14 protein-coding genes and 1 pseudogene are annotated in these 16,623 nt (G+C 60.2%); 2 read left to right on the forward strand and 13 right to left on the reverse strand.

What is annotated here, in order from left to right; genetic code table 11:
• Nucleotides 1-51: 51 nt before the first annotated feature.
• Genes BJ928_RS18450 through BJ928_RS18470 form a run of 5 tightly spaced genes read right to left on the reverse strand, consistent with a single transcriptional unit; the run spans nt 52 to nt 5,497 of the window.
• Nucleotides 52-1,038, reverse strand: coding sequence for an oligopeptide/dipeptide ABC transporter ATP-binding protein (locus BJ928_RS18450; protein ID WP_047632195.1), 987 nt, complete (start codon nt 1,036-1,038; stop codon nt 52-54).
• Nucleotides 1,031-2,026 (reverse strand): ABC transporter ATP-binding protein, encoded by a 996-nt coding sequence (locus BJ928_RS18455; protein WP_047632193.1) that lies wholly within the window; start codon nt 2,024-2,026, stop codon nt 1,031-1,033. Before BJ928_RS18455 ends, BJ928_RS18450 begins: the two co-directional genes overlap by 8 nt.
• Before the next feature lies 1 nt (nt 2,027).
• Nucleotides 2,028-2,945: an ABC transporter permease subunit gene (locus BJ928_RS18460; protein WP_047632192.1), complete on the reverse strand. Its 918-nt coding sequence runs from the start codon at nt 2,943-2,945 to the stop codon at nt 2,028-2,030.
• Nucleotides 2,942-3,865, reverse strand: coding sequence for an ABC transporter permease subunit (locus BJ928_RS18465; protein WP_047632191.1), 924 nt, complete (start codon nt 3,863-3,865; stop codon nt 2,942-2,944). The genes BJ928_RS18460 and BJ928_RS18465 overlap by 4 nt, the downstream gene beginning before the upstream one ends.
• A gap of 51 nt (nt 3,866-3,916) precedes the next feature.
• Nucleotides 3,917-5,497: a peptide ABC transporter substrate-binding protein gene (locus BJ928_RS18470; RefSeq protein WP_047632190.1), complete on the reverse strand. Its 1,581-nt coding sequence runs from the start codon at nt 5,495-5,497 to the stop codon at nt 3,917-3,919.
• Between the two features lie 292 nt (nt 5,498-5,789).
• On the opposite strand from BJ928_RS18470, the gene BJ928_RS18475 reads away from it, so the two are divergent.
• On the forward strand, nt 5,790-7,436 hold the full coding sequence (locus tag BJ928_RS18475; protein WP_047632189.1) for an alpha-glucosidase family protein: 1,647 nt from the start codon (nt 5,790-5,792) through the stop codon (nt 7,434-7,436).
• Here BJ928_RS18475 and ade read toward each other — a convergent pair whose 3' ends face one another.
• The 8 genes and pseudogenes from ade to BJ928_RS18515 form a co-directional block, all read right to left on the reverse strand.
• On the reverse strand, nt 7,437-9,134 hold the full coding sequence (gene ade / locus BJ928_RS18480; RefSeq protein WP_047632187.1) for an adenine deaminase: 1,698 nt from the start codon (nt 9,132-9,134) through the stop codon (nt 7,437-7,439).
• A gap of 161 nt (nt 9,135-9,295) precedes the next feature.
• Entirely contained in the window at nt 9,296-9,700 is a 405-nt protein-coding gene (locus BJ928_RS18485) for an endonuclease domain-containing protein (protein ID WP_047632186.1), read from the reverse strand.
• A gap of 105 nt (nt 9,701-9,805) precedes the next feature.
• Complete coding sequence (locus BJ928_RS18490) at nt 9,806-11,134, reverse strand: aspartate aminotransferase family protein (protein WP_047632185.1); 1,329 nt, start codon at nt 11,132-11,134, stop codon at nt 9,806-9,808.
• Nucleotides 11,135-11,486: 352 nt separating this feature from the next.
• Nucleotides 11,487-11,804, reverse strand: a complete 318-nt coding sequence (locus BJ928_RS18495; protein WP_004116664.1) for a metalloregulator ArsR/SmtB family transcription factor — start codon at nt 11,802-11,804, stop codon at nt 11,487-11,489.
• A 377-nt stretch (nt 11,805-12,181) separates the two neighbouring features.
• Nucleotides 12,182-12,664, reverse strand: a pseudogene (locus BJ928_RS18500) (pyridoxamine 5'-phosphate oxidase family protein); the annotation flags it as partial.
• 36 nt (nt 12,665-12,700) lie between these two features.
• Entirely contained in the window at nt 12,701-13,750 is a 1,050-nt protein-coding gene (gene choV / locus BJ928_RS18505; protein ID WP_047632183.1) for a choline ABC transporter ATP-binding protein, read from the reverse strand.
• Nucleotides 13,747-14,592, reverse strand: a complete 846-nt coding sequence (gene choW / locus BJ928_RS18510) for a choline ABC transporter permease subunit (RefSeq protein ID WP_348628227.1) — start codon at nt 14,590-14,592, stop codon at nt 13,747-13,749. Before choW ends, choV begins: the two co-directional genes overlap by 4 nt.
• Nucleotides 14,593-14,775: 183 nt before the next feature.
• On the reverse strand, nt 14,776-15,723 hold the full coding sequence (locus tag BJ928_RS18515) for a choline ABC transporter substrate-binding protein (protein WP_183079436.1): 948 nt from the start codon (nt 15,721-15,723) through the stop codon (nt 14,776-14,778).
• 242 nt (nt 15,724-15,965) lie between these two features.
• On the opposite strand from BJ928_RS18515, the gene BJ928_RS18520 reads away from it, so the two are divergent.
• Nucleotides 15,966-16,547 carry a thymidine kinase gene (locus BJ928_RS18520; protein ID WP_047632179.1) on the forward strand — a complete coding sequence of 194 codons (582 nt, stop codon included), beginning with the start codon at nt 15,966-15,968 and terminating at the stop codon, nt 16,545-16,547.
• Nucleotides 16,548-16,623: the final 76 nt, after the last annotated feature.

Genomic DNA, 16,623 nt, shown 5'->3' on the forward strand with positions numbered 1-16,623 from the left:
CGGGGGCAAGGCGGACGGCGGCTGCCGCCGTCCACTTTTCCTCGGAGTGCCTTACGGCCGGTCCATATGATAGCAGGCTGCCGTCTGGCCCGGACGTATCTGCTCGGTCGGCGGCATCTTCGTGCGGCAGACATCTGTCGCCTTCCAGCAGCGGGGCGAGAAGACGCAGCCCGGTGGCGGATTGAGCGGCGAGGGCGGATCGCCCTGCAGGCGGATGCGCTCGCGGCCTCGTGCCAGCTTCGGGTCGGGGATGGGCGCTGCGGAGAACAGCGCCTGCGTATAGGGATGGGCCGGATGGTCGAAGACCGTGGCGGCTTCACCCGCTTCCACGACCTTGCCGAGATAGAGCACCAGGACGTCGTCCGAGATCAGGCGCACGACGGAGAGATCGTGGCTGATGAAGATCAGGGTGAGGCCGAACTCCTTGCGCAGGCGGCGCAGGAGCGTGATGACCTGGCCCTGGATCGAGACGTCGAGGGCGGAAACCGGCTCGTCGCAGATGATGAGCTTCGGCCGGGTGATGACCGCTCTCGCAATGCCGATACGCTGCGCCTGACCGCCCGAGAACTCGTGCGGGTAGCGGTTGATCATTTCAGGGACGAGGCCAACCGCCGCCATGATCTCGCGCACCCGATCCTGCCGCTGTGCACGGGTCAGCTTCGGTTCGAAGACGCTGAGCGGCTCGGCGATGATGTCACCGACGGTCATGCGCGGATCGAGCGAGGCGATCGGGTCCTGGAAAATGATCTGCATGTCGCGGCGAGCGGCACGCATCTCTTCCTCGGTAAGATCGAGCAGATTGCCGCCCTGCCACATGATGCGGCCCTTCTGCGCTTTGATCAGCCGCAAGATCGAGCGGCCGAGCGTGGATTTGCCGCAGCCGGACTCGCCGACGATGCCGAGCGTGCGGCCGGTCTTCAATTCGAAGCTGACGTCGTTGACCGCCGTCAGGACCATCGGCGGCCTGAAGAGGGATTTCGACGGTATCTCAAATTCGGTCGTCAGATGCTCGACCTTCAGAAGCGTTTGTTCAGCCATGGACGAGGCTCCGTTCCTGATCAGCCGAAAGGGGGTGGAAGCAGGCGGCGCAGCGACGTGACGCGAGCTGGGCGAGCGGCGGTGCCGCATCCAGACAGTCGTCCTGGACATGGGCACAGCGCGGCGAGAAGGCGCAGCCGCGCGGCAGGTGCATCAGGTTTGGCGGCCTGCCGGGGATGACGGTGAGATCGTCGACATCCTGGTCTGGCCGCGGGATCGCCGAATGGAGCGCTGCCGTGTAGGGATGGGCCGGGCTTTCATACAGCTCCTCGACCGGGGCTTCCTCGACGATGCGGCCGGCATACATGACGGCGACGCGATCGGCGAGGCCGGCAACGACGCCGAGGTCATGGGTGATCATGACCAGCGCCGTGTGCATTTCTGCCGTCAGTTCGTTGAAGAGATCGAGGATCTGCGCCTGGATCGTCACGTCGAGCGCGGTCGTCGGCTCGTCGGCGATCAGGAGCTTCGGCTTGGTGAGCAGCGCCATGGCAATGACGATGCGCTGGCGCATGCCGCCTGAAAGCTCGTGCGGATAGAGATTGAAGCGGCGCGTCGGGTCGGGAATGCCAACCCGCTTCAGCATGTCGAGAGCTGCCGCCGAAGCGGCGCGCGCTGTCAGGCCGCCGTGAACCTCGAGCTGTTCCGTCAACTGTCGCGAGATGCGCAGCGACGGATTGAGCGCGGTCATCGGGTCCTGAAAGACCATGGCCATGTCCTTGCCGCGCACATGGTCGAGTTCACGCGGTTTCAGCGTCAGCAGGTCCTTGCCGTCGAGCAGCGCCTGACCGCTGGTGCGGCCGTTCTTGGCGAGCAGGCCCATAAGGCCGAGGAAGGTCTGGCTCTTGCCGGAACCGGATTCGCCGACGATAGCGACGCGCTCGCCGCGGCCGATCTTGAGGTTCATTTTCGAGACCGCCGCGACTTCGCCCTCGGGCGTGCGGAAGGTGATCGAATAGTCTTTGAGTTCGAGAAGTGTGTCTGTCATGTCAGCGATCCTTCGGATCGAATGCATCGCGCAGACCGTCGCCGATGAAGAGCAGGCTCATCAGCAGTGCGATCAGGAAACCGGCCGGGAAGAACAGCAGCCAGGGCGTCGTCTCCATGCCCGCCGACCCTTCCGCGATCAGCGTGCCGAGCGATGTCAGCGGTTCCTGAACGCCGAAGCCGAGATAGGAAAGGAAGCTTTCCGTCGCGATGATCTCCGGGATGGTCAGCGTCGCGTAGATCACGACCGGGCCGACAAGGTTCGGCACGATATGCTTGAGGATGATCTTGAACGATCGCTGCCCCGAGGCGCGCGCGGCCTCGATGAATTCGCGCTGCTTGATCGACAGGGTCTGGCCGCGCACGATGCGGGCCATGGTCAGCCATTCCAGAGCGCCGATTGCTGCGAACAGCAGATAGACGTTGCGGCCGAAGATCACCATCAGCAGGATGACGAAAAGCACGTAGGGCAGGGCGTACATGATATCGACGAAGCGCATCATGATCGCATCGACGCGTCCGCCGAAATAACCGGCGATGGCGCCGTAGAGCACGCCGATGACGACAGAGACGAGCGTTGCCACGAGCGCGACGGTGAGCGAGACGCGCGTGCCATAGAGCGTGCGCGCCAGCAGGTCGCGGCCGTTGCCGTCAGTGCCGAAATAGTGGCCCGCGGCGAAGTCCGGAGCGCCCCGGAAGGAGTTCCAGTCCGGGTCTTCATAGTTGAAGGGCAGGAAATAGGGGCCAAAAATGGCGACCAGAACCAGGACTGCCAACACGATCAGGGACAGTGCGGCGGCCTTGTTTCGCAGCAGGCGGCGCATTGCGTCGCCGGTGAGGGAGCGCCCCTTGGGTGCGAGCCCCTCTGCCGAAAGCAATTCCGCTTCCAGCAATTCTCTCTTGGCGGAATTGAGGATCATCGCATTCTCACTTTCGGGTCGAGCCAGGCATAGGCGATGTCGACCAGCAGGTTGAGCACCACGATCAGGACCATGTAGAAGATGACCGTGCCGAGGACCATGCCGTAATCGCGGTTGAGCGCTGCGCCGACGAAATAGCGGCCGACGCCGGGAAGGCCGAAAATGGTTTCGACGACCAGCGAACCGGTGAGCAGGTAACTTGCCGCCGGGCCGAGGTAGGAGACCACCGGCATCATCGCCGGCTTCAGCGCGTGTCGCATTACGGTCAGCCGAGGGCCGATGCCCTTGGCCTTGGCGGTGCGGATAAAGTTCTGGCTCATCACCTCGATCATCGAACCGCGCATCAGGCGGGAGATGCGTGCCGCGTGCGGCAGCGTCAGGACGATGATGGGCAGGACCAGGAACCTGATCGAGCCGTCACCCCAGCCGCCGACGGGCAGCCAGCCGAGCGTGTTGCCGAAGACGAGCTGAAGGATCGGGGCGATGAGAAAGCTCGGCATGACCAGGCCGATGAGGAGGCCGCCACCCAGCCAATAGTCGGCCGCGCGGTTCTGATAGAGCGCCCCAAGACAGCCTATGAAAACGCCGACGACGGTCGCAAGCACGAAGGCAGCGCCACCGATGGTCAGCGTGTAGGGGAAGCCGGACATGATCTGCTGGGTGACGGTGAAATCCTGGTTGGCGAAGGAGGGACCAAGGTCGCCCTTCATGACGTCGCCGACATAGATCAGGTATTGCTCAACCAGGGGCTTATCGAGGTTGTAGTGAGCCGCAAGGTTGGCTTTGACTTCCGGCGGCAATGGCCTTTCGCCATCGAAGGGGCCGCCGGGAGCGAGGCGCAGAATGAAAAAACACACTGTCACGGCAATCCACAAGACGGGGATTGTCGACAGCAAACGACGGAGAGCGTAGCCAAACATGATCTTAGACGGCTCCCTTCCGGTTGTGTCCGGAAGGGAGCCTGTTCCCAATTATTCTTTGATCGACAGCCAGCGAGTGCGGTGGATGTCCTGAATATTGTCGACGAAGCCCTGGACCTTCGGGGCGACGATGTTCTGGGAAACGTAGTAGTAGATCGGGATCGCGGCGCTGTCGTCGAGGGCCAGCTGCTCGGCCTTCTTGTAGATTTCGGCGCGCTTCTTCAGGTCGATCTCTTCGTTGCCCTGCTTGATGAGGGCATCGTAATCCTTGTTGCTCCAGCGGCCGTAGTTCATTTCGACGCCGGTGGACAGCAGGTTCAGGAAGTTGATCGGGTCGTTATAGTCTGCGAGCCAGCCGGCGCGGCCGATCTGCACCTCACCGCGCTGCATTTCATCGTAGTGCACCTTGGTTTCGGTGTTGTAGAGCTCGATATCGACGCCGAGCGGCTTCCACATGGCGGCGATCGCAACGGCGATGCGCTTGTGGTTGTCGTTGGTGTTGTAGCGAAGCTGCGCCTTCAGCGGATGGTCAGGACCGAAGCCTGCTTCTTTCAGAAGCTTCTTGGCCTCTTCGACCTTCTGCTTGTAAGGCTCGTCCTTCCAGCTGACATAGGCCGGCTCGCCATAATTCGCCGTGCCCGGCGGTACCCAGGAATACATCGGCAGTTCGCCGGTGCCGAGGATCTTCGGCCCGATGACCTCACGGTTGACGGCCATCGAGAGAGCCTGGCGGACGCGCTTGTCGTTGAAGGGCGGCTTGGTGGCATTCATGACGTAGTAGTAGGTGCCAAGGAAGGGCACCACATGCGCCTGACCGGGAAGATTCTTCTGGATCCAGTCATACTGATCGGCCGGGAAGGAGGTCAGGATATCGAATTCACCAGCGCGATAGCGCTTGAGGGCTGCGGCCTGGTCTTCCAGCGTGTAATAGTTGACCTTGTCGATCTTCACGTCCTTCGCGTCGTAGTATTGGTCGCTCTTGACCATGCTGACGTGCGAGCCGGGCACCCATTCGGTGGGCTTATAGGGGCCGTTGGTGACGATGTTGCCGATCTTGACCCACTGGTCGCCCTTTGCTTCGACGACATGCTTCGGCAGCGGATAGGCCGTATAGTGCATCAGGGCGTTGAGGAAGTAAGGCGTCGGGTTCTCAAGCGTGATTTCGAGCGTCTTGTCGTCGATCGCCTTGACGCCGAGCTGGGTCAGATCCTTGATCTCGCCCTTGTTGATCTTTTCCGCGTTGTGGATCGTGTACTGCAGATAGGCGTACTGGGCGGCGGTCTTCGGGTCCATCAGGCGCTGGAAGGCAAAGACGAAGTCCTGAGCTGTAACAGGCTGGCCGTCAGACCACTTGATGCCGTCACGCAGCTTGAAGGTATAGACCTTCTGGTCGGGGGAAATGGTCCAGCTTGCGGCCTGGCCGGGAATGGGATTGTCCTTGGGGTCTTCCGTCACCAGCCCTTCGAAGATGTCGCCGTCGATACGGTTCTCCCAGTCGCCGGAAATTTTTTGCGGATCGAGCGAAGTCGGGTCGCCGCCGTTGTGGATATTGAGGGTCGCGGCATGCGCGGAAACGCTCAATATCGTGCTGACGAAAGCCGCAGCGATAAATTTTCTGGTGATATGAGTCATATGTTTTCCCACCTTTCTGGAGTTATTGTCCTTGTTTTACAAGGGTGTTTTTGGTTCCGCAGGTAACCTGTACGTACAAGTCAACGCGGGAAGTTATCGAAAGCGACGTCGCATTCAAGTTAAAAAAATCGGGCATGCTTAGCGTGTGAACTTTCATATTGATAATTCTCTAAAATTGATACTGCGAATTTACGCGTCCCGTTGGTTGAATTCGTCATGCGGCCGATTGCGGCTTGCCGCCTGCGCCTGACTGTGCAAACTGGGAGGCCTTGTGCGATATCGAGGCGGTTTGATGAAATCGACGAATGAAGCGGCGCAAGCCGACTGGTGGCGCGGGGCAGTGATCTATCAGGTCTATCCGCGGTCGTTTCAGGATACGGATGCCAACGGGCTCGGCGATATCAAGGGGGTTACCCGGCGCCTGCCTCACATTGCCGCACTCGGGGTCGATGCGATCTGGCTGGCGCCGTTCTTTACCTCGCCGATGGCCGACATGGGCTACGACGTCGCCGATTATTGCGATGTTGATCCGATCTTCGGCACGCTTGCCGATTTCGACGAGATGATGGCGGCGGCGCATGATCTCGGTCTGAAGGTCATCATCGATCAGGTCATCTCGCACACCTCCGACCGGCATCCCTGGTTCGTGGAGAGCCGGACGAGCCGCGACAATGCCAAGGCTGACTGGTACGTCTGGGCCGATCCGAAGCCGGATGGCACGGCGCCAAACAACTGGCTGTCGATCTTCGGCGGCCCCGGCTGGGAATGGGACGGCGTGCGGCGGCAGTATTACCAGCACAACTTCCTGACCTCGCAGCCGGATCTGAATTTCCACCACGCAGAAGTTCAGGATGCCGTGCTTTCGGCCGTGAAGTTCTGGCTCGACAGAGGCGTGGACGGCTTCCGCCTGGACACCGTGAACTACTATTTCTGCGACAAGAAGCTGCGGGACAATCCGGCCGCACTCGTATCGACAGGCGGCCTCGATGCGCCCGAGAGCAACCCATACGGGATGCAGAACCATCTCTACGACAAGACGCAGCCGGAGAATATCGGCTTCCTGAAGCGGTTCCGGGCGCTGCTCGATCAATACGACAACCGCACGACCGTCGGTGAAGTGGGCGACGGCGCCCGTTCGCTGGAGACGGTGGCCGCCTATACCAGCGGCGGCGACAAGCTGCACATGTGCTATACGTTCGACCTGCTGGGGCCCGATTTCACGCCGGCGCATTTCCGCCGCTGCGTCAGCGACTTCCAGGACAATGTCGTCGACGGCTGGGTCTGCTGGGCCTTTTCCAACCATGACGTGCAACGCCATGTCAGCCGCTTTGCCGAGAACGAGGAAGAGCAGCCGCGCGTTGCGAAGCTTGCAATCTCGCTGCTCTCCACTTTGCGTGGCTCGATCTGCCTCTATCAGGGCGAGGAACTCGGCCTGCCCGAGGCGGAACTGGCTTTCGAGGATCTGCGCGATCCCTACGGCATTCGTTTCTGGCCGGCTTTCAAGGGGCGTGACGGATGCCGCACGCCGATGCCCTGGGAGGCGAGCCGTGCGCATGCGGGCTTTACGACCGCTGACAAGTCGTGGCTGCCGGTTCCCTATCAACATGCGGCGCTCGCAGTCGACAAGCAGGAAGCGGACAAGGATTCGGTGCTGCATCACTATCGCGAGACGCTGGCTTTCCGTGCAGAGCATGCGGCCTTGCGTGATGGCGACATGGTCTTCCTCGACACCAAGGAGGATGTTCTCGCCTTCACTCGCTCCAAGGGCGATGAAAAGCTGCTGTTCGTCTTCAATCTCTCCCGCAAGCCGGTGAAGGTCTCGCTGCCAAAGGACATAAAGCTTGGCAAGACCATTCCCATGCCGGGCTTCACCACCGCCGATGCAGGCTCGACGGTGGCGCTTGCGGCACTCGATGCCTATTGCGGCAAGCTTGTCTGATCAGCCGATCAGCATGAACTTGTCGACATCGACCAGACCTCTGTCCGATATCTTCAGATGCGGGATGACGGGCAGGGGCAGGAAGGCGAGCTGCAGGAAGGGCTCTTCCAGCGTTGCGCCGAGGGCATAGGCCGCTTGTCGCAGATGATGCAGCGTGTCGCGCACGCTTTCATAGGGTTCCAGGCTCATCAGGCCGGCGATGGGTAGCGCGATCTCGCCTGTCACGACGCCATCGGCGACCACGACAAAACCGCCGTTGATTTCGCTCAGGCGATTGGCGGCGAGCGCCATGTCATCCTCGCTGACGCCGACGACGCAGATGTTATGGCTGTCATGGCCGACCGTCGAGGCGATGGCGCCTTTCTTCAGCCCGAAACCCTGGACGAAACCATTGGCGTGATTGCCGTTCTTGCCGTGCCGTTCGATGACGGCGACCTTGATGACGTCGTTGCCGAGATCGATATCGGTCTGATTGCCCTTGGTGGGCAGGCGATGGCGGCGGTGTTCCGTGATGATCTTGCCGGGCATCACGCCGATCACCGAGCTTTCGCCTTCCGTCACCGGGACACCAAAGTCGGCGGCATTGATCGGGCGGGCCTTGACGCTGTCGAGACCGACCGGGGTTACGGAATTGCGGGTCGCAAAGAGGTCTGCCGTCACCTGTCTGCCGGCGGAGAAGACGATCTCAGCCTTGCAGTTTTCCAAGCTGTCGATGACGACGAGATCGGCCCGCCAGCCGGGTGCCACCAGACCGCGATCGCGCAAGCCGAAGGCGCGGGCGGCGGAGATGGAGGCGGCGCGATAGATTGCCAAGGGTTCGACGCCATGGGCGATTGCCGTGCGGATCATGTAATCGAGGTGACCCTGTTCGGCGATGTCGAGCGGGTTGCGGTCGTCGGTGCAGAGTGCCAGATGGGGAGACAGGCGCTCCGTGATGATGGGCATCAGCGCATGCAGGTCCTTGGAGACGGAGCCCTCGCGCACCAGCACATGCATACCCTTGCGGATCTTTTCCAGCGCCTCTTCTGATGTTGTCGATTCATGCTCCGTGCGGATGCCGGCTGCGAGATAGCCGTTGAGGTCGTTGCCGCGCAGCAAAGGGGCGTGGCCGTCGATGTGGCCGCCCTGGAAAGCTTCGAGCTTCGCCATGCAGACGGGGTCCTTGTGGACCACACCGGGGAAATTCATGAATTCGGCAAGGCCGATCACTTTCGGGTGGTCGCGGAAGGGCAGGAGCTTCTCGATCGGCAGATCGGCGCCAGACGTTTCCAGGTGCGTTGCCGGCACGCAGGAGGAAAGCTGGACGCGGATATCCATGATGGTTTCGAGCGAGGATTCAAGAAAGTATTGAATGCCTTCGATGCCGAGCACATTGGCGATCTCATGCGGATCGCAGATAACCGTCGTGACGCCATAGGGCAGGACGCAGCGGTCGAATTCGAGCGGGGTCACCAGCGAGGATTCGATATGAAGGTGGGTGTCGATGAAGCCCGGCACGACGATGCGGCCGGAGATATCGATCTCCTGATGCCCATGATAATCACCGCAGGTGCCGACGATGCGGTCGCCGCAGATGGCGATATCCGAGGCCACCAGCTCCCCCGTCACCAAATCGAAGAAGCGCCCGTTCTTGAGAACGATGTCCGCAGGCTCCCGGCCGACGCCCTGGTCGATATAGCGTTCGAGTTTGGTGGTCATGGTTTTTCCTATACCGCTTTGATTCCGTATTGCCCCTCACCCTAGCCCTCTCCCCGTTTTACGGGGAGAGGGGATCTGTCCGAATGTGTTGATAGAGCGGTGTTTCCAGCATTCGATAGGCTCCCTCTCCCCGCTTGCGGGGAGAGGGTCGGGGAGAGGGGCTATTTCGGAGGCACGGCCGGAAGAAACTTGAAATCACGAGCCACTACAGCTTCGGTCAATCTTCCCTTGCAGATCGCAACGATGGTTTCGAGAACGGACGGCGTGGCTGTAAAGACGTCAACATTCCAGAAGCGGGCAACAGACCAGCCTTCAGCGGTCATGAATTCATCGCGAATGACGTCGCGCCTGCTGTCTGCGTGTTGGCTGCCGTCGACTTCGATGACCAGATATCGCTCTCGACAGGCAAAATCAGCGAAGTAAGGACCGATTGGAAACTGCCGGACGAATTTGAAGCCGTTCAGTCGTCGGTTGCGAAGTTCCGACCAGAGTTTTGCCTCGGCATCATTGTCTGCTTGCCGAAGGCTGCGCGCGCGATCTGTTATTTTAGGTTCTGGGCCGCGCATCTCATAGTCCGTCGGGAAAAGCCCCTCACCCTAACCCTCTCCCCGCAGGCGGGGAGAGGGGACGCTTCGAGTTCGCGGATCGCATCGCGATCCATGAAAGGCGAACTAGATATTATTCTGCAAGATCTCGCGAAGCTTGCCGAACAACTCGTCGATGTGGTGCTTCTCGATGATCAGTGGCGGCGAGAGAGCGATGATGTCGCCGGTGGTGCGGATCAATAGGCCCTTCTCGTAGGCCTTCAGGAAGGCCGTGAAGGCGCGTTTGGTCGGCTCGCCGGCGATCGGGTCGAGCTCGATGGCGCCGATCAGGCCGGTGTTTCTGACGTCGATGACATTCGGGCAGTCCTTGAGGGAATGCAGGGCGTCGGCCCAGTAGTCGGAAAGTTCGGCTGCGCGGGTGAGTAGGCCCTCTTCCTTGTAGGTGTCGAGCGTCGCGAGCGCGGCAGCAGACGCGATCGGGTTACCGGAATAGGTGTAGCCATGGAAGAACTCGATCATGTGCTCGGGTCCCTGCATGAAGGCGTCATGGATCTCCGAGGTGACGAAGACCGCACCCATCGGGATGACGCCGTTGGTCAGGCCTTTCGCCGTGGTGATCATGTCTGGCTTCACGTCGTAATATTGCGCGGCAAAGGGGGTGCCGAGGCGGCCGAAGCCGGTGATGACTTCGTCGAAGATCAGAAGAATGCCGTGCTTGGTGCAGATTTCGCGCAGCTTCTGCAGGTAGCCCTTCGGCGGGATGAGGACGCCGGTGGAGCCGGCAACCGGCTCGACGATGACGGCCGCGATGGTCGAGGCATCATGCAGAGTGACGATACGCTCCAGTTCGCTGGCAATATCGCCGCCATGCTCGGGCTCGCCGCGCGTGAAGGCATTCTTGCCGGGAAGGTGGGTGTGCGGCATGTGATCGACGCCGGTCAGCAGCGTGCCGAACATCTTGCGGTTCGTGACGATGCCGCCGACGGAAATGCCGCCGAAGTTGACGCCGTGATAGCCGCGTTCGCGGCCGATGAGACGGAAGCGCGAGCCGTTGCCCTTCACACGATGATAGGCAAGCGCAACTTTGAGTGCGGTCTCCACCGATTCCGAGCCGGAATTGGTATAAAGGACATGGTCCAGGCCCTCAGGCGCTATGTCCACGAGGCGGTTCGCCAGCTCGAAAGCCTTGGGATGACCGAGCTGGAAGGCAGGGGCATAGTCGAGCTCGCCCGCCTGCTGGGCGATGGCTTCGGTGATCTTCGGTCGGCAATGACCTGCGTTGACGCACCACAGTCCCGCGGTTCCATCCAGTACCTGCCGGCCGTCATGGGTCGTGTAGTACATGTCCTTGGCGCCGACGAAGAGGCGCGGTTCCTTCTTGAACTGACGGTTGGCGGTAAAGGGCATCCAGAAGGCGCGCAAATCGTTGGGGGTGGCATTCAAACGGTCCGACATGCTGTTCTCCAAATGGCCATTCGGGGGCCATTTCCCGACCGCGGCGCGACGCCGCGCGATTATATTTACTGCTTGGTCAAATTATCAGCCGGCCTTTTTGCGTCAAGGCAAAGATGGCGGCGAAGGCGGGGACTGATGTCAGGCAAATGGCGGATCGATGCACGCCGGCGTGACGACTGAGAACCGCCCGGAGACGTCGCGTAAGGCCGTCCAGACATGAAAAAACTGGCAAATCCGAAGATTTGCCAGTTAAAACTGTAAAACACCTGGTAATGAAAGCATGTCGATCTTTTAGGGTTTAAAGTGTCCCCCCAACGGATCGTCCGTCGACAAGCACGAGCTATTGAAGCTCTTAAGCAGCCGATCTACTTTTTTCCGGCTCGCAATAAATGTCTTCCAGCGTTTCAAGAACACGGATCACGGATTCCGATGTGCTGGAGTAGTAAATCGTTTGAGCATCACGGCGCGTCTTGACCAGCTTCTGAGCGCGCAGCTTTGAAAGATGCTGCGACAGTGCCGACTGGCTCAATCCGACCTGATTGGCAAGAACGCCAACAGGAACTTCGCCTTTAACGAGACTGCAAAGGATCAAAAGGCGCTTTGGGTTCGCCATTGCTGATAATAATGCTGCCGCAACATTAGAGTGTTCGGCCAAATTTCTTGTTTTCATCTGTTAATCTTCCCAATGCGGAGCGTACATCAGAAATTGTGCTATTTCCAACCCGGTCCCTACCGATGACTAACAATACCAAGAGGGGTCGAAGATTGTATATACCTAAATTTAAGGTATCGAGTATGCTGTTTTAGGTATGTACGTATGATGGTCAGGCAATAACGCCAGGGCGCAGAATGTCCCATCCAGAGACTTAATTAGACCAAAATAGGTCGATTCTTATCGTTTCGGAGTCGCAAACATGCCAATTTTGGTCATAAGTCTCTCAAGACTTACCAATAATGGTCGCCGTGGCGTCGGAAGACGCGGCTACTAATTCTCGCACTATCACCGCCCCCTGACTGCGGCCGAATTTTCTTTTCAGCTTAAAGCGTCATCAGGTCCTCGGCGGACAAAATATAGGCTCTGCCGAAGCCGCCGTTCAGGCTGGCATCGAGAGGGATGAGGCGGAAGAAGCAGAAATCCGGAAAGTCGATATAGAGCTTCGATTTCGGATGGCGATCGAGGAAACGCATGCGAATGCGCTCATGCGTATCGCCTTGCCGATCAAGGCGTTGCGCGCTGCATCGCACGGTCAGGCGAGGATGGGCGAGGGGGTCGCCCTTGCCTGGTTCGCCAAAAAGCATCGAGGCACGCGGATCTTTCATCAGCGCCTTGGTATGGGCGGAAAGACCGGAGACGAGGATGAGCGGAGCGCCGTCGACATCGTCGGCGATCAGGACGCGGCTGACGGAGGGAAAACCGGTTTCGGGATCGATCACGGCCAGGGCAGCATGCGCGGCTTTGTGCATGAGGTCGCGCGCCAAAATGCGCGCATCCTCGTCCGTTTCCCTGATCACCGATGGTTTATCGTTCATTAACTGCTCCATGAATTGAGGAGCAGCGCTGAACGGCTACTCCTTTCGTCGGTGGCTGGTGAGGCCGGCCACCACGTCTTGCGCCGAGATCGTTCCGATAATCGTGCCATTGTCAACAACGCCGATATTGCCCGGCTGGCGCGTCAGGGCGTCGAGAATGTCGACAAGCGGCGTCGATGCGGTCGCTGTGGCAGTGACGGAACCGGCATTGGCCGAATGCCCGATACCATGCTGCATCACGTCTCGCGCCGTCAGCATGCTGATCGGGTTCATGTGCTGCACAAAGTCGGCCACATATTGGTCGGCCGGATTCTTGACGATCTCCTGCGGCGTCCCGCACTGGATGATATGGCCGCTTTCCATGATGGCGATGCGGTTGCCAATGCGGAAGGCCTCGTCCAGGTCGTGACTGACGAACAGGATCGTGCGCTTCAGCCGGCGCTGGAATTCCAGCAGTTCGTCCTGAAGGCGGGTACGGATCAGCGGGTCGAGCGCGGAAAACGGCTCGTCCATGAGCAGAATCGGCGCGCCGGTCGCAAAAGCGCGGGCGAGACCGACGCGCTGCTGCATGCCGCCTGAGAGTTCGTTGACCTTGCGATTGGCCCATTGCGTGAGATTGACGAGCTCAAGCTGCTCGTCCACTCGCTTCTTGCGCTCAGCTTCCGGCACGCCGGCGAGCTCAAGCCCGAAGCCGACATTGTCGGCGACCGTTCGCCAGGGGAGCAGCGCAAATTGCTGGAAGACCATGGAAACGGTGTGCATGCGCAGGTCGCGCAACGCCTTGGGGTTGCATGAATAGGGGCTGACGGGGCCATCCTTGGTGTTGACGACGACATTGCCGCGGACGACTGGCGCAAGGCCGTTGACCGCGCGCAGCAGCGTCGATTTCCCCGAGCCGGAAAGGCCCATGAGCACGAGGATTTCGCCTTCCTCGATCTCGAGCGAGGCATTGGCGACGCCGAGCACCATACCGGTTGTCTTGCCGATCTCGTCGCGCGATTTTCCCGCATCGACGAGTTTCAGCGCGGCATCGGGGCGATCGCCGAAGATGATGCTGACATTGTTGAAGCCGACAGCGACGGTCATGAGCGATCTCCTTCGCCGGGGGCACGGAACATGCGATCGAGGATGATTGCCAGGATGACGATGCAGGCACCAGAATCGAAGCTCTTGGCGATATTGACGCTGTTGAGCGCGCGCAGGACCGGCACGCCGAGGCCGGGAGCGCCGACGAGGGCGGCAATGGAGACCATGGAAAGCGACAGCATGATGGTCTGCGTCAGGCCCGCCATGATCTGCGGCATGGCAAAGGGCAGCTCCACCTTGCGAAGAACCTGTCGCGGCGTGGCGCCGAAGGATTCGGCTGCTTCAACGAGCGAGGGCGGCGTGGAAATGATGCCGAGGCGCGTCATGCGGATCGGCGCGGGAATGGCGAAGACGACGGTCGCGACCAGGCCCGGCACCATGCCGAGGCCGAGCAGGATCATGGCGGGCACCAGATAGACGAAGGTCGGAATGGTCTGCATCAGATCGAGGACCGGTCGCATGAAGGCGAAGAGCCAGGGACGGCGGGCGGCCGCGATGCCGAGGGGCAGGCCGACGAGCATGCTGACGAAGGTCGAGGCGAGCACCAGCGCCAGTGTTTCGGTCGTTTCCTTCCAGTAGCCCTGGTTGATGGTGATGAGCAGGCCGATGAAGGTGAGGGCCGTGACGCCGATGCTTCGGCGCATCCAATAGGCAACGGCAGTGAAAACGACGACGACGACCAATGGATGCGGCGTCTGCAGCAGGAACAGCAGCGCGTTGATGACATGGGCGACAACGAAGGAGAGGCCGTCGAAGAACCATGTGACATTGGTCGTCAGCCAGTCGACGACGGCTTTGGCCCATGGCCCGATGGGGATGCGGTATTCGGTTAACCAGTTCACGTCTTTGCCCACGATTGGGGGCGGCGTTTTCCGACTGTTACGTATGGTTCCGGAAGGAGCCGCCGAAGAATAACGGTCTGTCACGCCACACGATCAGTTGAACTGATGTGGCGGGACGCGAAAGGAAGCACTCTGTCCATGGAAGAGAAAGGGGCGGTTTGGCCGCCCCTTGCTTCATCCTTGTTACAGGCCGAGCTTGGCCTTGACCGCCGCCAGGCCGTCACCGCCATCCTTGGTGGTGACGCCGGCGAGCCATGGCGTGATTGCCGACGGGTTGGCCTTCAGCCATTCCGTGGCGGCTACTTCCGGGTCCTTGCCGTCGTTCAGGATCTTGCCCATGATTTCATTTTCCATCGGCAGCGAGAAGACGAGATTCTTCACGAAGGCGCCGACGTTCGGGCATTCCTGCAGATAGCCGGCCCGGACGTTGGTGAAAACGCTCGCGCCGCCGTAGTTCGGCCCGAAGACGTCGTCGCCGCCGGACAGATAGGTCATCTTGTAGTTGGTATTCATCGGATGCGGCGCCCAGCCGAGGAAGATGATCGGCTTGCCTTCCTTGTCGGCACGGGAAACCTGCGCCAGCATGCCTTGCTCAGAAGACTCGACCACTTCGAAGCCCTTGAGGCCGAAGGTGTTCTTGTCGACCATATCGATGATCAGGCGGTTGCCGTCGTTGCCCGGCTCGATGCCGTAGATCTTGCCGTCGAGATCATCCTTGTGGGCGGCAATATCCTTGAAGTCCTTGATGCCGAGTGCTGCGCCCTTTTCGTTGGTTGCGAGCGTATACTTGGCGCCTTCGAGATTGGCGCGGACGGTCTCGACCGACTTGTCGGCGGCATAGGGTTTGATGTTCTCGGCCATGGAGGGCATCCAGTTGCCGAGGAAGACGTCGATGTCCTTGTTCTTCAGCGACTGATAGGTCACCGGCACGGCAAGCACCTTGACGTCGGTGTCGTAGCCGAGAGCCTTCAGGAGAATGGAGGCGGTCGCCGTGGTGGAGGTGATGTCGGTCCAGCCCACATCGGCGAAATGGACGGTGCTACAGCTTGCCGGTTCGGCTGCGGAAGCCGTGGCGGCGCCCAATGTCAGTGCAGAGAGGGTGGAGGCGAAAGCGAATGCAGTAAGGGTCATTTTTATCATTGCGTGACTCCCAGTCTAACGTTCCCAAGCAACCATCAATAACTGACATTTTCAAGCGACCACAGTGTATTTGCGGCGGTTTGAGGGGGCTGATTGCGACGCCGCCATTTTTCCTTCCAAGCGTTGCCGGGGTTTTGATGGGCAAGCCTGCCCCTTCTGAATCCTGTGGTTTTCGTGAAGACTGTCTTTTCTTATGAACTCGCAGAACCCATGAAGCATTCAAGGAGAATGTCATGGCCAAACTCTATTTCCATTATTCGACGATGAATGCCGGCAAATCGACCATGCTGCTGCAGGCCGCCTACAATTATCAGGAGCGCGGCATGCGCACGGCGGCCTTCATCGCGGCCCTCGACGATCGCGCCGGTCGCGGCACAATCGCCTCGCGCATCGGCCTGACGATGGATGCCCTGCCGTTCGAAACCGGCGACGATCTTTATGCGAGGGTCGAGGAAATGCATGCAAGCGAGCCGCTCGCCTGCGTCTTCGTCGACGAGGCGCAATTTCTGACGCGTGAGCAGGTGTGGCAGCTTGCCCATGTCGTCGACCGACTCGGTCTTCCCGTCATGACCTACGGGCTGCGCACGGACTTCCACGGACGCCTGTTTCCGGGCTCGCAGGAACTGCTGACCATCGCCGATGAATTGCGCGAAGTGCGTACCATTTGCCACTGCGGGCGTAAGGCGACGATGGTCGTGCGGCTGGATGCCGACGGCAAGGTGGTGCATGAAGGTGCGCAGATCGAGATCGGCGGCAGCGACAAATATGTCTCGCTCTGCCGTCGCCATTGGGAAGAGGCGATCACCTGCAAGTGAAACGCCGGCATGCGACCATTCGACAGGTGAAACCGGCCGTCTTCGGCAAGGCATTATCCGCCGAGGTTCTTGCCGA

Origin of the sequence: Rhizobium sp. WW_1 (genome assembly GCF_003610155.1) — a bacterium.
Classification (GTDB): domain Bacteria; phylum Pseudomonadota; class Alphaproteobacteria; order Rhizobiales; family Rhizobiaceae; genus Rhizobium; species Rhizobium tropici_A.